Annotated in this window: 11 protein-coding genes; 6 read left to right on the forward strand and 5 right to left on the reverse strand. The window is 72.7% G+C overall.

Features of this window, described 5'->3' with window-relative positions:
- Positions 1 to 27 precede the first annotated feature (27 nt).
- On the forward strand, positions 28 to 2,265 hold the full coding sequence (locus B7R87_RS29005) for a 3-hydroxyacyl-CoA dehydrogenase NAD-binding domain-containing protein (protein ID WP_006345455.1): 2,238 nt from the start codon (positions 28 to 30) through the stop codon (positions 2,263 to 2,265).
- Positions 2,266 to 2,318: 53 nt separating this feature from the next.
- On the opposite strand, the gene B7R87_RS29010 is transcribed toward B7R87_RS29005, so the two are convergent.
- Entirely contained in the window at positions 2,319 to 3,185 is an 867-nt protein-coding gene (locus B7R87_RS29010; RefSeq protein WP_006345454.1) for a MerR family transcriptional regulator, read from the reverse strand.
- A gap of 536 nt (positions 3,186 to 3,721) precedes the next feature.
- Between B7R87_RS29010 and B7R87_RS29015 the strand changes: the two genes are divergently transcribed.
- Positions 3,722 to 4,849: a helix-turn-helix transcriptional regulator gene (locus B7R87_RS29015; RefSeq protein WP_006345453.1), complete on the forward strand. Its 1,128-nt coding sequence runs from the start codon at positions 3,722 to 3,724 to the stop codon at positions 4,847 to 4,849.
- Between the two features lie 152 nt (positions 4,850 to 5,001).
- Here the strand turns inward: B7R87_RS29015 and B7R87_RS29020 are convergent, their stop codons facing one another.
- Together B7R87_RS29020 and sph are read right to left on the reverse strand one after the other, a co-directional pair.
- Positions 5,002 to 6,081, reverse strand: a complete 1,080-nt coding sequence (locus tag B7R87_RS29020; RefSeq protein ID WP_006345452.1) for a S1 family peptidase — start codon at positions 6,079 to 6,081, stop codon at positions 5,002 to 5,004.
- A gap of 301 nt (positions 6,082 to 6,382) precedes the next feature.
- Positions 6,383 to 7,381, reverse strand: coding sequence for a sphingomyelin phosphodiesterase (gene sph, locus B7R87_RS29025; RefSeq protein WP_006345451.1), 999 nt, complete (start codon positions 7,379 to 7,381; stop codon positions 6,383 to 6,385).
- Between the two features lie 266 nt (positions 7,382 to 7,647).
- On the opposite strand from sph, the gene B7R87_RS29030 reads away from it, so the two are divergent.
- The 4 genes from B7R87_RS29030 to B7R87_RS29045 all read left to right on the forward strand — a co-directional run bounded on the left by B7R87_RS29030 (position 7,648) and on the right by B7R87_RS29045 (position 13,651).
- The gene (locus B7R87_RS29030) at positions 7,648 to 8,139 is read left to right on the forward strand and encodes a F0F1 ATP synthase subunit B family protein (RefSeq protein ID WP_006345450.1); all 492 of its coding nucleotides are present in this window, start codon (positions 7,648 to 7,650) and stop codon (positions 8,137 to 8,139) included.
- A gap of 369 nt (positions 8,140 to 8,508) precedes the next feature.
- Positions 8,509 to 10,527, forward strand: coding sequence for a Xaa-Pro dipeptidyl-peptidase (locus B7R87_RS29035; RefSeq protein ID WP_040913252.1), 2,019 nt, complete (start codon positions 8,509 to 8,511; stop codon positions 10,525 to 10,527).
- On the forward strand, positions 10,524 to 11,828 hold the full coding sequence (locus tag B7R87_RS29040; protein WP_006345448.1) for a M14 family metallopeptidase: 1,305 nt from the start codon (positions 10,524 to 10,526) through the stop codon (positions 11,826 to 11,828). The genes B7R87_RS29035 and B7R87_RS29040 overlap by 4 nt, the downstream gene beginning before the upstream one ends.
- 104 nt (positions 11,829 to 11,932) lie before the next feature.
- Positions 11,933 to 13,651: a BCCT family transporter gene (locus tag B7R87_RS29045; protein WP_078902039.1), complete on the forward strand. Its 1,719-nt coding sequence runs from the start codon at positions 11,933 to 11,935 to the stop codon at positions 13,649 to 13,651.
- Positions 13,652 to 13,683: 32 nt separating this feature from the next.
- Here the strand turns inward: B7R87_RS29045 and B7R87_RS29050 are convergent, their stop codons facing one another.
- Entirely contained in the window at positions 13,684 to 14,487 is an 804-nt protein-coding gene (locus B7R87_RS29050; RefSeq protein ID WP_006345446.1) for a class I SAM-dependent DNA methyltransferase, read from the reverse strand.
- Between the two features lie 354 nt (positions 14,488 to 14,841).
- The gene (locus tag B7R87_RS29055) at positions 14,842 to 17,286 is read right to left on the reverse strand and encodes a Tex family protein (RefSeq protein WP_130584736.1); all 2,445 of its coding nucleotides are present in this window, start codon (positions 17,284 to 17,286) and stop codon (positions 14,842 to 14,844) included.
- Positions 17,287 to 17,400 lie beyond the last annotated feature (114 nt).

Consider the following 17,400-nt stretch of genomic DNA (forward strand, 5'->3'; position numbering starts at 1 on the left):
GACTTCCGCCACCCGGAGACCGCAGCCATGACCACGAGCACATCCACCACCGGCCAGCCCCCGCTCCCCGACCCCCACCCGGCCCGGCCGTCGTCCGCCGTCATCCGCTGGGAGGCCGACGACACCGGCGTCGTCACCCTCGTCCTCGACGACCCCGGCCAGTCCGCCAACACCATGAACCAGGCGTTCCGCACGGCGATCACCGCGGTCGCCGAACGCGCCGAGGCCGAGCGGGACTCCATCCGCGGCATCATCGTCACCTCCGCGAAGAAGACCTTCTTCGCGGGCGGCGACCTCAAGGACATGATCCGGATCGGCCCCGGCGACGCCCGGCAGGCCTTCGACGCGGGCATGGCCGTCAAACACGCCCTCCGCCGGATCGAGACCCTCGGCAAACCCGTCGTCGCCGCGATCAACGGCACGGCGCTCGGCGGGGGGTACGAGATCGCCCTCGCCTGCCACCACCGCATCGCCCTCGACGCCCCCGGATCCCGGATCGGACTCCCCGAGGTCACCCTCGGGCTGCTGCCCGCGGCGGGCGGGGTGACCCGGACCGTACGCCTCCTCGGCATCGCCGACGCCCTGCTGAAGGTGCTCCTCCAGGGCACCCGCCACACACCGCGGCGGGCCCTGGAGAACGGCCTGGTCCACGAACTCGCCGCAACCCCCGAGGACATGCTCGCCAAGGCGCGGGCCTTCATCGACGCCCACCCGGAGTCGCGCCAGCCGTGGGACGAGAAGGGCTACCGCATCCCCGGCGGCACCCCCGCCACCCCCCGGTTCGCCGCCGATCTGCCCGCGTACCCGGCGAACCTGAAGAAGCAGACCGGCGGCGCGCCCTATCCGGCGCCCCGCAATATCCTCGCCGCGGCCGTCGAGGGCTCCCAGGTCGACTTCGAGACCGCGCAGACCATCGAGGCGCGCTACTTCACCGAACTGGTGACGGGGCAGACCGCGAAGAACATGATCCAGGCCTTCTTCTTCGACCTCCAGGCCGTGAACACGGGCGCGGGCAGGCCGCCGGAGTTCGAACGGCGCACGGTGGCGAAGGTCGCCGTGCTGGGCGCCGGGATGATGGGCGCGGGCATCGCGTACGCCTGTGCCCGGGCCGGAATCGACGTCGTCCTCAAGGACGTCTCGGCGGAGGCTGCCGGACGGGGCCGGGCGTACTCGGTGAAACTGCTCGACAAGGCGGTCGCCCGGGGCCGTACCACCGAGGCCGAACGGGACGCGGTCCTGGCCCGGATCACCCCCACCGCGGACCTCGACGACCTCGCGGGCTGCGATGCCGTCATCGAGGCGGTCTTCGAGGACACCGGGCTCAAGCACCGGGTGTTCCAGGAGGTCCAGGACGTCGTCGCCCCCGACGCCCTGCTCTGCTCCAACACCTCGACCCTGCCCATCGGCGCCCTCGCCGAGGGCGTCGCGCGCCCGGCCGACTTCATCGGGCTCCACTTCTTCTCACCGGTCGACAAGATGCCGCTGGTGGAGATCATCAGGGGGCGGGAGACCGGGGACGAGGCCTTGGCCCGCGCCTTCGACCTGGTCCGGCAGCTCAACAAGACGCCGATCGTGGTCAACGACTCCCGTGGCTTCTTCACCTCCCGGGTCATCGGCCGCTTCATCAACGAGGGCGTGGCGATGGTCGGGGAAGGCATCGACCCGGCGTCCGTCGAACAGGCCGCGGCACAGGCCGGCTATCCGGCGAAGGTGCTCTCCCTGATGGACGAGCTGACGCTCACCCTGCCGCGCCGGATCCGCGGCGAGGCGCGGCGCGCGACCGAGGAGGCGGGCGGCATCTGGGTGCCGCACCCGGCGGACGCCGTCGTCGACCGGATGGTGGACGAGTTCGGCCGCACCGGCCGCGCCGGAGGGGCGGGCTTCTACGACTACGGGGACGACGGGGCGCGCACCGGGCTGTGGCCGGGGCTGCGGGAGCACTTCACCCGGCCGGACGCGGACGTCCCGTTCGTGGACCTGCAGGAGCGGATGCTGTTCTCCGAGGCGCTGGACTCGGTGCGCTGTCTGGAGGAGAACGTGCTGACGTCGGTGGCCGAGGCGAACATCGGCTCCGTGATGGGCATCGGCTTCCCGGCCTGGACCGGGGGTGTGCTCCAGTACATCAACGGGTACGAGGGCGGGCTGCCGGGCTTCACGGCGCGGGCCCGGGAGCTGGCCGCACGGTACGGGGAGCGGTTCGAGCCCCCGGCGCTGCTGGTGGCGAAGGCGGAGCGCGGCGATCGCTTCACGGACGGGGAGGGGTAGCGGGACGGGCGGGGCCGGGGCGGGGAACCCGGCCCCGGCCGGTGTCCGGCCGGTCAGGGGCCGGAGTCCCCGGTCGCCGTACCGGCGGATCCGGCCGCTTCGGGGCCGAACGCGGCCCGCAACTCCTCCTTCAGCGACCGCTGGAAGGCGGTGACCAGGGCCTGGACGACCAGCGGCCGGATCGGCGCGGACAGGGTCCGCATCGCCTCGGCCCGCCCGTCCTGCCCGCCCCGCCCGGCACCGGCCGGTCCCGGACCGGCGGCCTGCGCTTCTTCCGCCGCTTCGGCCCCTTTCACCTCCCGGTCCCGGTACGGCTGCCACACCTCGTCCCGGAACAGCCGGGTCAGTTCGTGCGCCACGGAGCGGGTGTGCTCCAGCAGGACGGTGCGGGCCGCGAGGATGGTCTCGTACGCGATCGGAACGTCCAGCAACTGCGCGGCGAGCCGGAGCAGGCCCGGATCGACGCGGTACGTCCCCGGTTCGGGGCCGCGCCCCACGGCGCCCATGGCGTCCAGCCTGTCGATGTCGTCGTCCCCGAGCGCCCGGCCCAGCCTGCGCTCCAACTCCTCCCGCGCGACCACTTCGGCGGAGTCCGGCACCCAGGACGCGACCAGCGCACGGTGGATCGCCAGATCCTGCGCGCCGATGTCCGGCGGAAGCTGCTCCAGATAGCGTTCGACGGCCGCCAGGGTCATGCCCTGGCGCTGCAGCTCCTCGATGAGGGCGAGCCGGGACAGATGCGCCGGGCCGTAGTGGCCGACCCGGCGGGGGCCGATCACCGGCGGCGGCAGCAGTCCGCGGGTGCCGTAGAAACGGATCGTCCGGACCGTCACGCCCGCCCGGGCGGCCAGCTGGTCCACCGTCAGCGGCGGTTCGTCCGTGCCGCCGGGCCCGGGGACGGCGGTGGTGCCGGTAACCATGCTGTGCCTCACTCTCCCGGTCGTCGTCCACAGCCCGGGTGGAACAGTATTGCTGTCTCACCGCCGCTGTTGAAAGACGCTGACGGATGCAGAGATACACAGAAAGACACAGAAAGACACGAGAGAGGCACAGAAAGACACAGAAAGGGGCGGAGCCCCGCCCCCCTCGCGGTGGGGGCGGGGCTCCGCCGGGCGCGGCTCCGCGCGGCCGGGGTGGGCGCACACCCCGGCGGTGCGGTGCGGGGCCCTGGAGGAAGGTCCGTGGGGGGAAGAGGCTCCTCGGCCGGGCATCGGGGGTGATGCGTCCGTGTGTTCCATCGGGGAATTGCGGAGATTCTTCGAGCGGAAGTGCTTCGAGCGGAGGTGTATCCGGTGGAGGTGTTCCGAGCGGAGGTGATCGTCCGAGAAGGTTGTTCGTGCGGGAGGTTCCGGCCCGCCCGTGGGGTGGTGAGCCGAGTACGATCCTGTCCCCGTTCGTCGGCCGAAGACATCCCCTTTTGCTGGGAGAGCGGCCGACGGGCTCGTATGGTAGTCCGATGGCTTCGTTCCGTGAGATCGAGCGCCGGACCCTCGCGGCCATCGCCGAAATGGGCCGTGCCGGACTGCCCTTGGACGAGTTTTTCCTCCGGGTCCATGCCCTGCTGCGGCCCGTCCTCGGCTACGACGCCGGCTGCTGGCACGACGCCGACCCGGTCACGGGCTTTCTCACTTCGACGTGCTCCCAGGACCTGCCGCCCGTGGGCTTCGAGCACGCGGTCCATCTGGAGGCGTGGTCCGACGATCCCACCCGGTTCGCCAGCATCCGGGAGGCTGGCCGGCTGGCCGATTCGGTCCACCGGGCCACCGGAGGGCATCCCGAGCAGAGCATCCGCTACCGGGAACTCCTCCAGGACCTCGGCTTCACGGACGAGCTGCGGCTGAACCTGGACGCCCAGGGCGGGCGGTGGGGTGCGGCGGCGCTGATGCGGGGCCGGGGAGCCCGACCGTTCGGACCGCGGGAGATCCGCTTCGCGGAACGCGTCGCACGTACCGTGGCCGTGGTGCTGCGGGACGCCGCGACCGCAGCGCCGGGGCCCGAAGGACCGCCTTCCGTACCCGCCGTACTGCTCATCGGGCCCGGCGGGAAGCTGGTCAGCGCCGATCCGGGGGCGCAGAAGCTGCTCGCCGCCCTCGACGAGGAGATGACCCGCCCGGTCGGGGTGCCCACCGCCGTGGTGATGGTGGCCCAGTGGGCCCGGGCCGATGCGGGCGGGGGAGGCACCGCCCCCGGCGCCTGCGCCCGGCTCCGCGGACCGAAGGGCGAGTGGCTCTCGCTGCACGCCTCCCTGCTGGACGGCCGTGCCGACGGCCATGTGGCGGTGGTCGCCCAGCCCGCGTCCCCCACCGACGTCATGCCGCTGGCCCTGCTCGCCCACCGGCTGAGCGACCGGGAACAGCAGGTCGCGCTGCAAGCCGTCCGGGGCTGCAGCACGCGGGAGATCGCCCTGAACCTCTTCCTCACGCCCGCGACCGTGCAGGACCATCTGAAGTCGGTCTTCACCAAGACCGGGGTACGGAGCCGGCGCGAGCTGGTCGCCCTGCTGACGGCCCCGCACGCGGCCTCGCTGCGCCGCCCGCCGGAGGGCGCGACCCTCGGGGACCGGGCGCCCGCGGGATCTCCCTGATCCCGTCCGGTCCGCGCCGCGGTGACCGCTCGTCCGGCCCTGTGCACCAGCGGCGTGCCGCGCTCCGGGCCCGCGGTGCCGGGTTCGCCGGAGGCCGCCCCGGGGGCGGCGCGCGGACCCGCCGCCGGGCCGCGCGCCGCCCCCGGCGCCGATCAGTAGACGGTCACGCCGTAGACCGACAGGGCCTCCCGCACCGGCTGGTGGATCGCGGAGCCGGCGGTCCCGGAGCAGCCCGAGCTGCCCGAGTGGATGCCGAGCGCGGTGGAGCCCGAGAAGTGGGCGCCGCCGCTGTCGCCGCCCGCGGAGCAGGCGGTCGTCCGGACCATGTTGTAGACGGGCCCGTCGCTGTAGTTGACGGTCACGTTCACGGCCGTGACCGTGCCGCCGGTGACCTTCGTGGTCGAGCCGCTCTTCTGGATCGACTGGCCGACGATGGCATCGGCGGCCGACACGATGTCCTGGGATCCGCCGTTGTAGAGGTTGACCGTGCCGGGCGGTACGTCCGTACCGTCGTAACGGACGATCCCGTAGTCGTTCGTCGGGAAGCTGGTTCCCTCGCGCAGCCCGATCCGCGGACCGCCCGACACCGCCGACCAACTGCTCGCCACATTGGTGCAGTGGCCCGCGGTGAGGAAGTAGCGGACGTTGTTCCTGACCACGTTGAACGCGGCCGAGCAGCGGTAGCCGCCGCCGTAGATCGCGTCCCCGCCGTTCACCTCCTTGGTGAAGACACCGGGCACGCGCTCGATGCGGACGGCATCGCCCAGCGTGGCGGCCACGGTCCGCAGCCGCGCCAGGGAACGGACGCCCAGGGACTGGTCCGCCTCGACGACGACCTGGTTGGCCGAGGGGTCGATGCCCCACGACGTCCCCGGGATCTTCGCCCGGGTCTCCAGGACGCCCATCACGTCCTCCAGTTGCGCCGTGGACCGCTCGACCACCCGGGCCCGGGCGCCGGAGGCGCGGACCTCGTCGGCGGCCGCCGCGTCGGTGACGGCAACGGTCAGCTCTCCCGTACGGGTGTCGAGGTAGGAGCCCGCGCCGCGGTCGCCGAGCGTCCGCTCCAACTCGGCGTCGAGCGCGTAGGCGGTGGCGGACGCGGCGACGCCGGGCCCCGGCGCGGGGGCCGGGCCCGGTCCGGGAGCGGCGCCGGCGGTGCCCGCGCCGATGCCCGCCGCGGGCAGGGTCAGCAGAACGGAAAGGGCGATGCGCACACCGAACGTGCGTCTCATGGGGGTGGTCTCCTTCGCAGCGATCCTCGGGTGGATTGTGGGGGTTTGCGAAGAGCAGTGTGGACCGGACCCGGCCCGGGTCGCCGCATCAATGTGGCATGACCCTGTCAGTTCGACAAGGGCGTGTGGTGGTGCGCCCGGGGCTCGCGGGAGCCCCGGGCGCCGGGCGCCTGACGGCCCGTCGGAACCGGTCGGCGGCGGTCCGGCGGCGGGCGGCCGCGGTCAGGGCCCGGTGGAACCCCGGCCGCGGACCGCTCCCCGGCGGCCCGCCGGGGAGCCCGGGAGCGCGTTCCCGCCGTCGTCAGCGCCCGGAAGCGACCACCGGATGGTGGTCCGACAGATGGGTGTACGTGTACGTCCGCCCCCAGCTCGTCACGGTCCACGGCGCGCTCCGCGCCGCCATGGTCTCGTTCGTCCAGCCGGCCGGCCGGGCGTGTCCGGCCCGGTGGAGGACGTGGTCGAGATCCTCACTCGGCTCGTCCGGATAGCGTTCGGCCGCGATGGAGTTGCCCGTGGTGTCGAAGGAGTACGGATGCCCGGCCCGCCCGTCCGCGTCCACCAGCCCCGCACCGGCGAGCATCGCCGCGTACTCGGGCGCATGCCGGTCCACGTTCAGATCGCCCGCCACGATCACCTGCTCCGACGCCGGAATGCGCTTGGCGTCCAGGAACGCGTCCAGCTCACGGAACTGCCGGGCCCGGACGTCCGCGGCCGCCCCGGCCGCGCAGCCCGGGTCCGTCGACTGCGCGTGGGTGCCGACGATGTGCACCCGGGCCCCGTTCACATCCAGCACCGCGTACACGAAGCCCTTGTTGGACCACCAGTCGGAGCCGCAGGCGTCCGCGTAGACGTACTGCTCCTTGCGGACCACCGGCCACTTGCTGAGCACGGTCACCCCGCCGTCCTCGGGAGTGGCCGCGGAGTACGCCCCGCCGGTCGCGTCCCAGCCGGACCGGCTGCGGCCCAGGACCGGCGTCCGGTGCGGATACTCGCCCTCCGCCCGCCGCATCAGCAGCTCCGAAGAGGAGTTGTCGAACGCCTCCTGGAGTACGACCACGTCCTGGCCGCGGAAGAAGGGCGCGGCGGGTATCTCCCGGGCCCGGTGGTCCTGCCCCCAGTTGGGATAGAGGCTCTTGCTGAACAGGAAGGTGTTGTACGTCAGCACCCTCAGGGCCGGGGCGGTGCTCTCCGGCGCGGCGGCGGCCGGGGGAGCGGCGGCCGTCAGCGCGGCGGCGGCGAGCACCGCCGACACGGCCGCGGCGGCGGCCCGGCGGGGCAGGGGCAGGGGGGAACGAGGCACGGTGACTCCTGGACTCATCGGTCGGGGCTCACGGGCGAAGATCGTCAGGACCATCCAACCAGCTCCGGTTACCACCGGGTAATGACCGGGTGCCGGGTTGATTGCGGGCAACGGTAGGATTGACCCAGCCCGCCGTCGCGTCCCGCGCCCGCGCGGCCGCGCGGCATACTTCCACGGACACGGGAGGAATGGCGCGCCCCCGGCAGGCGACTGACCGGACAGCGACGGAACACCCCGGACACCTACGGACAAGGCAGGACGAGCCCTTGAACGACAAGCTTCTTCCCCTCGACATCGGTCCGCTCAACCCCACGGGCTGGGGCCTTGTCATCGGACTCGTGGCCTTCGCGCTCGTCTACGCCGTGCTCGCGGGCCGGCTGCTGCCGCGCGCCGCCGCCGTGATCGCCGAGCGCGAGGCGAAGACGCAGGGCGTCATGGACGCGGCCGACGAGGTTCGTGCCGAGGCCGAGGACATCCGCGCCCAGCGCGAGGCCATCCTGGCCGAGGCCCGCCACGAGGCGGCCCACACCCGCCAGCGCGCCCACGAGGAGGGCACCGCCCTGATCGCCGCGGCCCGTGAGGAGGGTCTGCGCGAGAAGGAGCGCATCGTCGCCGAGGGCGCCGCCGCCATCGAGGCCGAGCGGGTCGTCGCCGAGGCCGCGCTCCGCTCCGACGTGGACGCCTGGGCGCACTCCCTCGCCGAGCGCATCGTCGGCGAGCCGGTCCCGGGCCCCGAGGGCCGCGGCACCAAGAGCTGACACCCGGCCCCCCGGGCCGCCTCATCTCTCAACGCACGCCCGTGCGGGAACATCACGTTCCCCGCACGGGCGTCGTGCTTTCCCGGCCCGTCCACCGCGACCGCCCGCCCCGCCCGCCCGGTCCCGTCCGCCCCGCCCGCCCGGTCCCGTCCACCGCGCCCGCCCACCCTGACCGCCCGCCCCCGTCCGCCCGGTCCCGTCCGTCCCCCGAATCCCCGGCATCTCCCCCGGAATTCCCCCCGAACTCCACCCGAATCCCTCTCCAAACCACCCCGGAACCGCCACAGGAACCCCTTTCCGTCCCACCCACCCCCCTGACCTCATCGTCGCCCTCTGTTGCTCCGCGGTTCCCGGGAGTACGGTCCGCCCATGTCGACATATGCGCGGGGCACCCGCTTGACGACGTACAGATCACTCCTCGCGGCCTCGGTCGCCGCCCTGATGGCCATGACCCTCTCCCCGGCGGGCGCCGCCGCCGCGACCGGGCCTGCGACGGCCGCGACCGCGGCCCGGGAGAGCCGGCCCGTCTACTCCTACTCCGACGCCGTCCGGGAGTCCGTCTGGGTCGACACCCGGCTCGACGGCGACGGCGACGGCCGCACCGACCGGGTCGCCGTTGACATCATCCGGCCCCGGGAGGCCGCCGCCCAGGGCCGCCGCGTTCCGGTGATCATGGACGCCAGCCCTTACTACGCCTGCTGCGGCCGCGGCAACGAGGGCCAGCGCAAGACCTACGACGCCGACGGCAACCCGGTCCAGTTCCCCCTCTACTACGACAACTACTTCGTCCCCCGCGGCTACGCCTTCGTCGCCGTCGACCTCGCCGGGACCAGCCGCTCCGACGGCTGTGTGGACGTCGGCGGGCGCTCCGACGTCCTGTCCGCCAAGGCCGTGGTCGACTGGCTGAACGGCCGGGCCCGCGGCTACACCAGCCGTACCGGCACCGACCGCGCCCGAGCCGACTGGTCCACGGGCCGTACCGGAATGATCGGCAAGAGCTACGACGGCACCGTCGCCAACGGGGTCGCCGCCACCGGCGTCGAGGGGCTGGAGACCATCGTCCCCATCGGCGCCATCTCCTCCTGGTACGACTACTACTTCGCCCAGGGCGCCCCGCTCTTCGACTCCGGCCCCGACTGGCTGTCGAACTACGTCGAGAGCCCCGAGGCCCGTACCCGCTGCGGCGCCGTCCAGCAGCGCACCGTCGACGGAGCCCCGCGCTCCGGCGATCGGACCCGGTTCTGGGCCGAGCGGGACTACGTTTCCGCCGCGGACCGGGTGAAGGCCAGCGTCTTCGCCGTCCACGGCATGCAGGACCTGAACGTCCGCGGCAAGCACTTCGGGCAGTGGTGGGACGCCCTGGCGAAGGCCGGGGTCGAGCGGAAGGTGTGGCTCTCCCAGGTCGGCCACGTCGACCCCTTCGACTTCCGGCGGGCCGACTGGGTGCGGACCCTGCACCGCTGGTTCGACCACTACCTCCTCGGCTACGACAACGGCATCGACGACGAGCCCATGGCCGATGTCGAACGCGCCCCCGACCAGTGGTCCACGGACCGGGTCTGGCCCCCGTCCGGCACCCGCGCCACCACCCTGCGGCCCGGCAACGGCACCGAGCCCGGCGTCGGCACGCTCTCCCTGCGGCCCGCCCGCCCCGGTGCCGTCGAGACCTTCACCGACGCCCCGCAGCTCGACGAGATCGACTGGGCCACCGCGATCGACAGCTCCACCACCGCCAAGACCGGCTTCATCAGCAAGCCCCTCAGCCGCGACCTGCGGCTCTCCGGCTCCGGCAAGGTCACCGTGACCGCGACGCCCACCACCACGAGCGCCCATCTCTCGGCCGTCCTGGTCGATCTCGGCCCCGGCACCATCCGGGACTACGCGGGCGCGGGCGAAGGCATCACCACCCTCACCGACCGCACCTGCTGGGGCACGAGCGCCCCCGGCGACAGCGCCTGCTACAAGGAGACCAGGGCCGCCACCACCGACGTCGGTTTCACCGTCTTCAGCCGCGGCTGGGCCGACCTCGGCAACTACGCGTCCGACGCCGTCGGCCGCCCCCTGACCCCCGGCAAGAAGCACACCATCACCCTCGACCTGCACGCCACCGACCACGTCGTCCCGGCCGGCCACCGGCTCGCGCTGATCGTCGCCGGAACCGACCGCTATTTGATCGAACCCCCCGCGAGCACCCCCGGTCTCACCCTCGACCTGGCCCGCACCCGTGCCGATCTGCCCCTGGTGGGCGGCGCCGCCGCCTTCGCCCGGGCCACGTCCGGCACCCCCGCCGGCGACGCCGCCACGACGATCCCGCGCAAGACGGGCCCGGCCGACTCCGTCACCGGCCCGCGCCCGATCGACCCGATCCCCGGAGACCACCGCCGATGAACCCGCGTACCCGCGCCCTCGTGATCGGGGCGGCCGCCGCCGCACTCGCCGCCCCGCTGCTCACCACCCCCGCCCAGGCCACCCAGGCCGCCTACGACACAGCACCCCGCCCGCCGCGCACCGGCTTCGAGACCAGTGACGGCGCCCGCTGGACCGGCCAGCCGGAGGAACAGTCCTTCCTCGCCGCCGTCGACCGGGGCAGCGACCGGGTCTCGGTCGCCCGGATCGGCACGACGAAGCAGAACCGGCCCCTCCAGCTCGTCACGGTCGGAAACCGGTACGCCGACAGCACGGTGCTGCTGATCTGCTCCCAGCACGGCGACGAACCGGCGGGCCGGGAGGCCTGTCTCTCCACCGTCCGCGACCTCGGCTACGCCCGGGACCGCGAGACCCGGCGGCTGCTCGACCGCACCCGGATCCTGGTCGTCCCCACGGCCAACCCGGACGGCAGGGCCGCCGACACCCGCGGCAACGGCGACGGCATCGACATCAACCGCGACCATCTCGCCCTGAAGACCGCCGAGGCCCGGGCGGTCGCCGCCGTCCTGCGCGACCAGCGGCCCGATATCGTCTACGACCTGCACGAGTACGGCGCAACCCCCCGCTACTACGACAAGCAGCTCTTCGACCTCTGGCCCCGTAACCTCAACACCCACACCAAGGTCCACGAGGAGTCCCGGAAGCTCTCCGGGGAGTACGTCCGCCCGGCCGCGCACGCCGCGGGCTACCACACGGGCACGTACGGCATCTGGACCGACCCCGAGACCGGAGAACCGATCCGCCAGGTCGCGGGCGACGGACAGGAGCGGATCCTGCGGAACGCCACCGGGGTCAAGAACGCGATCGGGCTGCTCATCGAGAGCCGGGTCGACGCCGTGACACCGGAGGAACAGGCCGACGAATCGGTCAACAACCGGCGCCGGGTGGGAAGTCAGCTCGCCGCGCTCGACGGGCTGTTCTCGTACGCCGACAAGCGCCGCGGCCGGATCGACGCGGCCACGGCGGCGGCCCGTACCGCCGGATTCCGCGACCGCGGCCCGGTCTACCTCGGCGGCGCCGACAACGACCCGGCGACCCCGGAGGAGACCCTCGCCTCACCCCCCTGCGGCTACCGGCTCGACGCCGCCCAGTGGAACGACGTACGCGACGAACTCGCCCTGCACGGGGTCGCCGCGCTGCCCGGCCACGACGGCGGGGCCCTCGTACCCCTGCGGCAGTCGAAGCGTCAGCTCGTCCCCCTGCTGCTGGACGCGCGTGCGACCTATCACCTGACGAAGGGACAGCCCGTCACGAGTTGCTGAACCGGGCCCGTCGAACGGGCCTGTTGCACCCGGCGGCACGGGGCACCTGTGGTAGGGCATAACCGAGGCAAACGGAGTGAATCCGGTCATGTCTCGTCTACCGCATGAAAGGTGTACCTGTGTCGCACGGATCCACCCCCGACGACCGGGGGGCCCGGCCGGTCACCACCGAGCCCCCCGGACTGCCCCAGCCCCATGGGCGGCCCGCCACCGACCGGATCGTCTTCGGTGTCGCCGCCGTCCTCACCCTCGCGTTCGTCGTCTGGGGCTCGATCGCCACCGACGCCCTGGAGAAGGTCTCCAACACCCTCCTCGAATGGCTCATCACGAACGGCGGCTGGGCCTTCGTCCTCGCCGCCTCCGGATTCGTCGTCTTCGCCCTCTGGCTCGCCATCAGCCGGTACGGGAGGATCCCGCTGGGCGAGGAGGGCGCGGCACCCGAGTTCCGCACGGTCTCCTGGGTCGCGATGATGTTCAGTGCGGGTATGGGCATCGGCCTGATGTTCTACGGGGTGAGCGAACCCCTCGCGCACTTCCTCTCGCCCCCGCCCGGCACCTCCCCGGGCACCCCCGGCGAGGCCATGCAGATCGCCATGGCCACCACCCTCTTCCACTGGACCCTGCACCCCTGGGGGATCTACGCGGTCGTCGGACTCGCCATCGCCTACAGCACCTTCCGCCGCGGCCGCCGCCAGACCATCAGCGCCGTCTTCGAGCCCCTGATCGGAGCCCGCCGCTGCGCGGGCGGCACCGGTCGTGTCATCGACATCCTGGCGATCTTCGCCACCCTCTTCGGGTCCGCCGCCTCACTGGGGCTCGGCGCCCTCCAGATCGGCAGCGGCATCACCGAACTCGGCTGGCTGGACACCGTCGGCACCACCCTGCTGGTGAGCGTGATCGCGGTGCTCACCGCCGCCTTCGTGGTCTCGGCGGTCTCCGGTGTGGAGCGCGGCATCCAGTGGCTCTCCAACACCAATATGGTCCTCGCGCTGGTGCTGGCGCTCTTCGTCTTCATCGCCGGGCCCACCATCATCGTGCTCGACCTGCTGCCCACCTCCATCGCCGCCTACTTCGCCGAACTGCCCCAGCTGGCCGGACGTACCGAGGCGACCGGCGGCAAGGCCGTCGCCGACTGGCTGAGCAACTGGACGGTCTTCTACTGGGCCTGGTGGATCTCGTGGACGCCCTTCGTCGGCATGTTCATCGCCCGGATCAGCCGCGGCCGGACCATCCGCCAGTTCATCGGCGGGGTCATCCTCGTCCCCAGCACGGTCAGCCTGGTCTGGTTCGCCGTCTTCGGCGGTACCGCGATGAAGCTCGCCGAGCGCGAGAAGATCGGCGACGAAGCCACCCCCGAGGCCCAGCTCTTCGCCGTCCTCCAGCAGTATCCGATCCCCACCGCCACCAGCATTCTGGTGATGGTCCTGGTCGGGATCTTCTTCGTCTCGGGCGCCGACGCCGCGTCCGTCGTCATGGGCACCCTCTCCCAGTACGGCACCTTCGAACCGGCCAGACTGGTCGTGGTGTTCTGGGGCATCGTCACCGGCGCGGTCGCCGCGATCATGCTGCTGATCGGCAACGGGGAGGGCGATGCGCTCGCCGGACTCCAGAATCTGACCATCCTGGTCGCCGCACCGTTCGTCGTGGTGATGATCGGCATGTGCGTGGCCCTGATGCGCGATCTGCGGCACGACCCCCTGATCGTCCGCAACGAGGTCGGCACCGAAGCCATGGAGTCGGCCGTGATCGCGGGCCACGAGAAGTACGACGGCGACTTCGAGTTCCGGATCGGCCCGGGCCCCTCGGGCCCGCCCGGCGGCTGAGCCCGGGACCGTACCGGAATTCCGCGGCCGTATCAGTCCCCCGGCTTCTCCCAGACGGAGACATGGCCACGGCTCTCACCCGTGAACGGGGTGCGCGACCAGTCCTCCCAGCGGTCGCGCAGCACCATCCCGGCGAGCCGCGCCATCAGATCCAGCTCCGCGGGCCAGACATAGCGGAACGGGATCGCCCGGTACCGGATGCTGCCGTCCTCCTGCCGTAGGAAGTGGTGCGAGGTCATCGACTGGTCCGCCGGGTCGAGGGTGTCGAACCCCCAGCGGCGGGTGCCGATATGGAACGGCACCGCGGTCTGCCCCGGCGGCAGCAGCCGCAGTTCGGGCACGCCCACCTCGACCACGAAGGTCCCGCCGGGCCGCAGATGGGCGGCGGCGTTGCGGAAGCACTCCGCCTGGGCGTCCTGCGTCGTCAGATTGTTGATGGTGTTGTACACGAGGTACGCGACGGAGAACCGGCCCGCGCCGTCCGGCACCCTGGCCGTGGCGAAATCACCGATCGTCACCCCGACCGCGTCCCCGCCCGGCTTCTCCCGCAGCCGCCGCACCATGGCCCGGGACAGCTCGACCCCGTGCACCGGGACCCCGCGTGCGGCGAGCGGCAGCGCGATCCGGCCGGTCCCGACGCCGAACTCCAGGGCCGGTCCGTCCCCGGCGAGCCCGGCGAGCAGACCGGCCACGGGATCCACCGCCGCGGACCGGAACATCTCCGCCGAGCCCTCGTCGTAGTCCGCGGCGACGCTCTCTCCGAAGAACCCGTCCTCGACGGTGTTTTCGTCGGAGTGTTCGTCGGCGCCTTCGTCGTGGTCCGTGTTGATGTCCATTCGGGGAACGTATCCCCGCCGCCCTATCACCGCGCGGTCATTTCCGGCGCGACCGGCCGGGGCGGCCCCGCCCCTGTCCGGGCGCCGGGACGCGGGGTGCCCCGCCCGTGCGGGTGCGTGCGCCCGGCCGGGGGCACCGCGGGCCCCTGGGCCGTGTCCGCAAAGTCCCGTCTGGCCTGCGACGCCCGGCACGCACACTCTCCCCTGTGCCCTTCGGGCACGGGTGGGGGTCCCCCGGGCGGTAGCCCAGGGGGCGTACCCCCACCGCCTTGCGATTGCACGCACCTGAGGGTCCCCCCACCCGCAGGCCCCGCCCTCCGGGCGGACGATGCTATTTGCCAGGCACGGCCCAACTCAGCGGCGGCGGTCCTGGCCCGTCAGGCCCGCGCGGCGCAGCGCGTCCGCCATCGCGCTGTTCGCGGGCGGCTGAGCCTGACGGTCCCGGCCGCCGCCCCCGCCCTGCCCGCCCCCGCGGCCACCGCCCTGGCCACCGCCGCGGCGCTGCTGCGGCCGGCCCGTGCGGTCACCCTGCTCGGCCCGCTCACCCCGCGCACCCTGCTCGTTACGCGGTCCGCGCTCCCGCCCGCCGCCCTGCCGCGGGGCCTGCCCCGCCGCCTCGTCGTCCAGACGGAGTGTCAGCGAGATCCGCTTGCGCGGGATGTCGACGTCGAGCACTTTCACCTTCACCACGTCACCCGGCTTCACCACGTCCCGCGGATCCTTGACGAAGGTCTTCGACATTGCCGACACATGCACCAGACCGTCCTGGTGGACACCGACGTCCACGAACGCGCCGAACGCGGCCACGTTCGTCACCACACCCTCCAGGACCATCCCCGCCGCCAGATCGCCGATCTTCTCGACGCCCTCCTTGAAGGTGGCCGTCCGGAACGCCGGCCGCGGATCCCGCCCCGGCTTCTCCAGCTCGCGCAGGATGTCGGTGACCGTCGGCAGACCGAAGGTGTCGTCCACGAAGTCGCCCGCCCGCAGCGACCGCAGCACACCCGCGTTGCCGATCAGGGACGCCACCTCCCCGCCCGTCGTCTTCACCATCCGTCGGACCACCGGATACGTTTCCGGGTGCACGCTGGAGGCGTCCAGCGGATCGTCACCGCCGCGGATCCGCAGGAAGCCCGCGCACTGCTCGTACGCCTTCGGCCCGAGCCGCGCCACGTCCTTCAGCGCCCGGCGCGAGCGGAACGGGCCGTTCGAATCGCGGTGCGCCACGATGTTCTCGGCCAGCCCCGCGCCGATGCCCGACACCCGCGACAGGAGCGGCGCGGACGCCGTGTTGACGTCGACGCCGACACCGTTCACACAGTCCTCGACGACCGCGTCGAGGGAGCGCGACAGCTTCACCTCGGACAGATCGTGCTGGTACTGGCCGACACCGATCGACTTGGGGTCGATCTTCACCAGCTCCGCCAGCGGGTCCTGGAGCCGCCGGGCGATGGAGACCGCGCCGCGCAGCGACACGTCGAGACCGGGCAGCTCCTGGGAGGCGAACGCGGACGCCGAGTACACGGACGCGCCCGCCTCGGAGACCATCACCTTGGTCAGCTTCAGCTCCGGATGGCGGGTCAGCAGCTCCGCCGCCAGCCGGTCCGTCTCCCGGGAGGCCGTACCGTTGCCGATGGCGATCAGCTCGACCGCGTGCTCCCGGGCGAGCCGCGCCAGCGTCGCCAGCGATTCGTCCCAGCGGTTCGCGGGCACATGGGGGTGGATCGTGTCGGTGGCGACGACCTTGCCCGTCGCATCCACCACGGCCACCTTCACACCGGTGCGGAAACCGGGGTCCAGACCCAGCGTGGCCCGCGTCCCGGCGGGCGCGGCCAGCAGCAGATCCCGCAGATTGGCCGCGAAGACCCGGACCGCCTCGTCCTCGGCGGCCGTCCGCAGCCTCAGCCGCAGGTCGATCCCGAGGTGCACCAGGATCCGGGTGCGCCACGCCCAGCGGACCGTGTCCGCCAGCCAGCGGTCGCCCGGACGGCCCCGGTCGGCCACCCCGAAGCGCCGCGCGATCGCATTCTCGTACGGGGTCGGCCCCGGCTCGTCGGACGGCGCGTCCGGCTCCAGCGCCAGGTCGAGAACCTCCTCCTTCTCGCCCCTCAGCAGCGCCAGCACCCGGTGCGACGGCAGTTCGGTGAACGGCTCCGCGAAGTCGAAGTAGTCCGCGAACTTGGCCGCCGGACCCTGGGTCGCGTCGCCCTTGCCCTCCCGCACCTTCGAACCCAGACGCCCCCGCGTCCACATCCGCTCGCGCAGCTCCCCGATCAGGTCCGCGTCCTCCGAGAACCGCTCGGTGAGGATCGACCGGGCGCCCTCCAGCGCGGCGGCCGCATCGGCCACGCCCTTCTCCGCGTCCACGAACGCGGCGGCCGCGGCCGCCGGCTCCACGGACGGGTCCGTCAACAGCCCGTCGGCCAGCGGCTCAAGACCGGCCTCCCGCGCGATCTGCGCCTTCGTCCGCCGCTTGGGCTTGAAGGGCAGATAGATGTCCTCCAGCCGGGCCTTGGTGTCGGCGGCCAGGATCCGCGCCTCCAGCGCGTCGTCCAGCTTGCCCTGTTCCCGTACGGACTCCAGGACGGACTTCCGCCGGTCCTCCAGCTCCCGCAGATACCGCAGCCGCTCCTCCAGCGTCCGGAGCTGGGCGTCGTCCAGCATCTCGGTCGCCTCTTTGCGGTACCGGGCGATGAAGGGAACCGTCGACCCGCCGTCGAGCAGCCCCACGGCCGCCACGACCTGCCGCTCCCGTACGCCGAGTTCCTCGGCGATCCTGCCTTCGATGGACATCGTCACGGTTCCCCGACTCGCCTTCTGTACCGGCTGTGCTTGAGCCTGCATTCTGCCAAACGGTCCCCTCTCCCCGGGGTCCCACGCCCTGAGTCACCCACAGGCGGGGGCAGACTGCGT

It is taken from the genome of Streptomyces tsukubensis (assembly GCF_003932715.1).
Classification (GTDB): domain Bacteria; phylum Actinomycetota; class Actinomycetes; order Streptomycetales; family Streptomycetaceae; genus Streptomyces; species Streptomyces tsukubensis.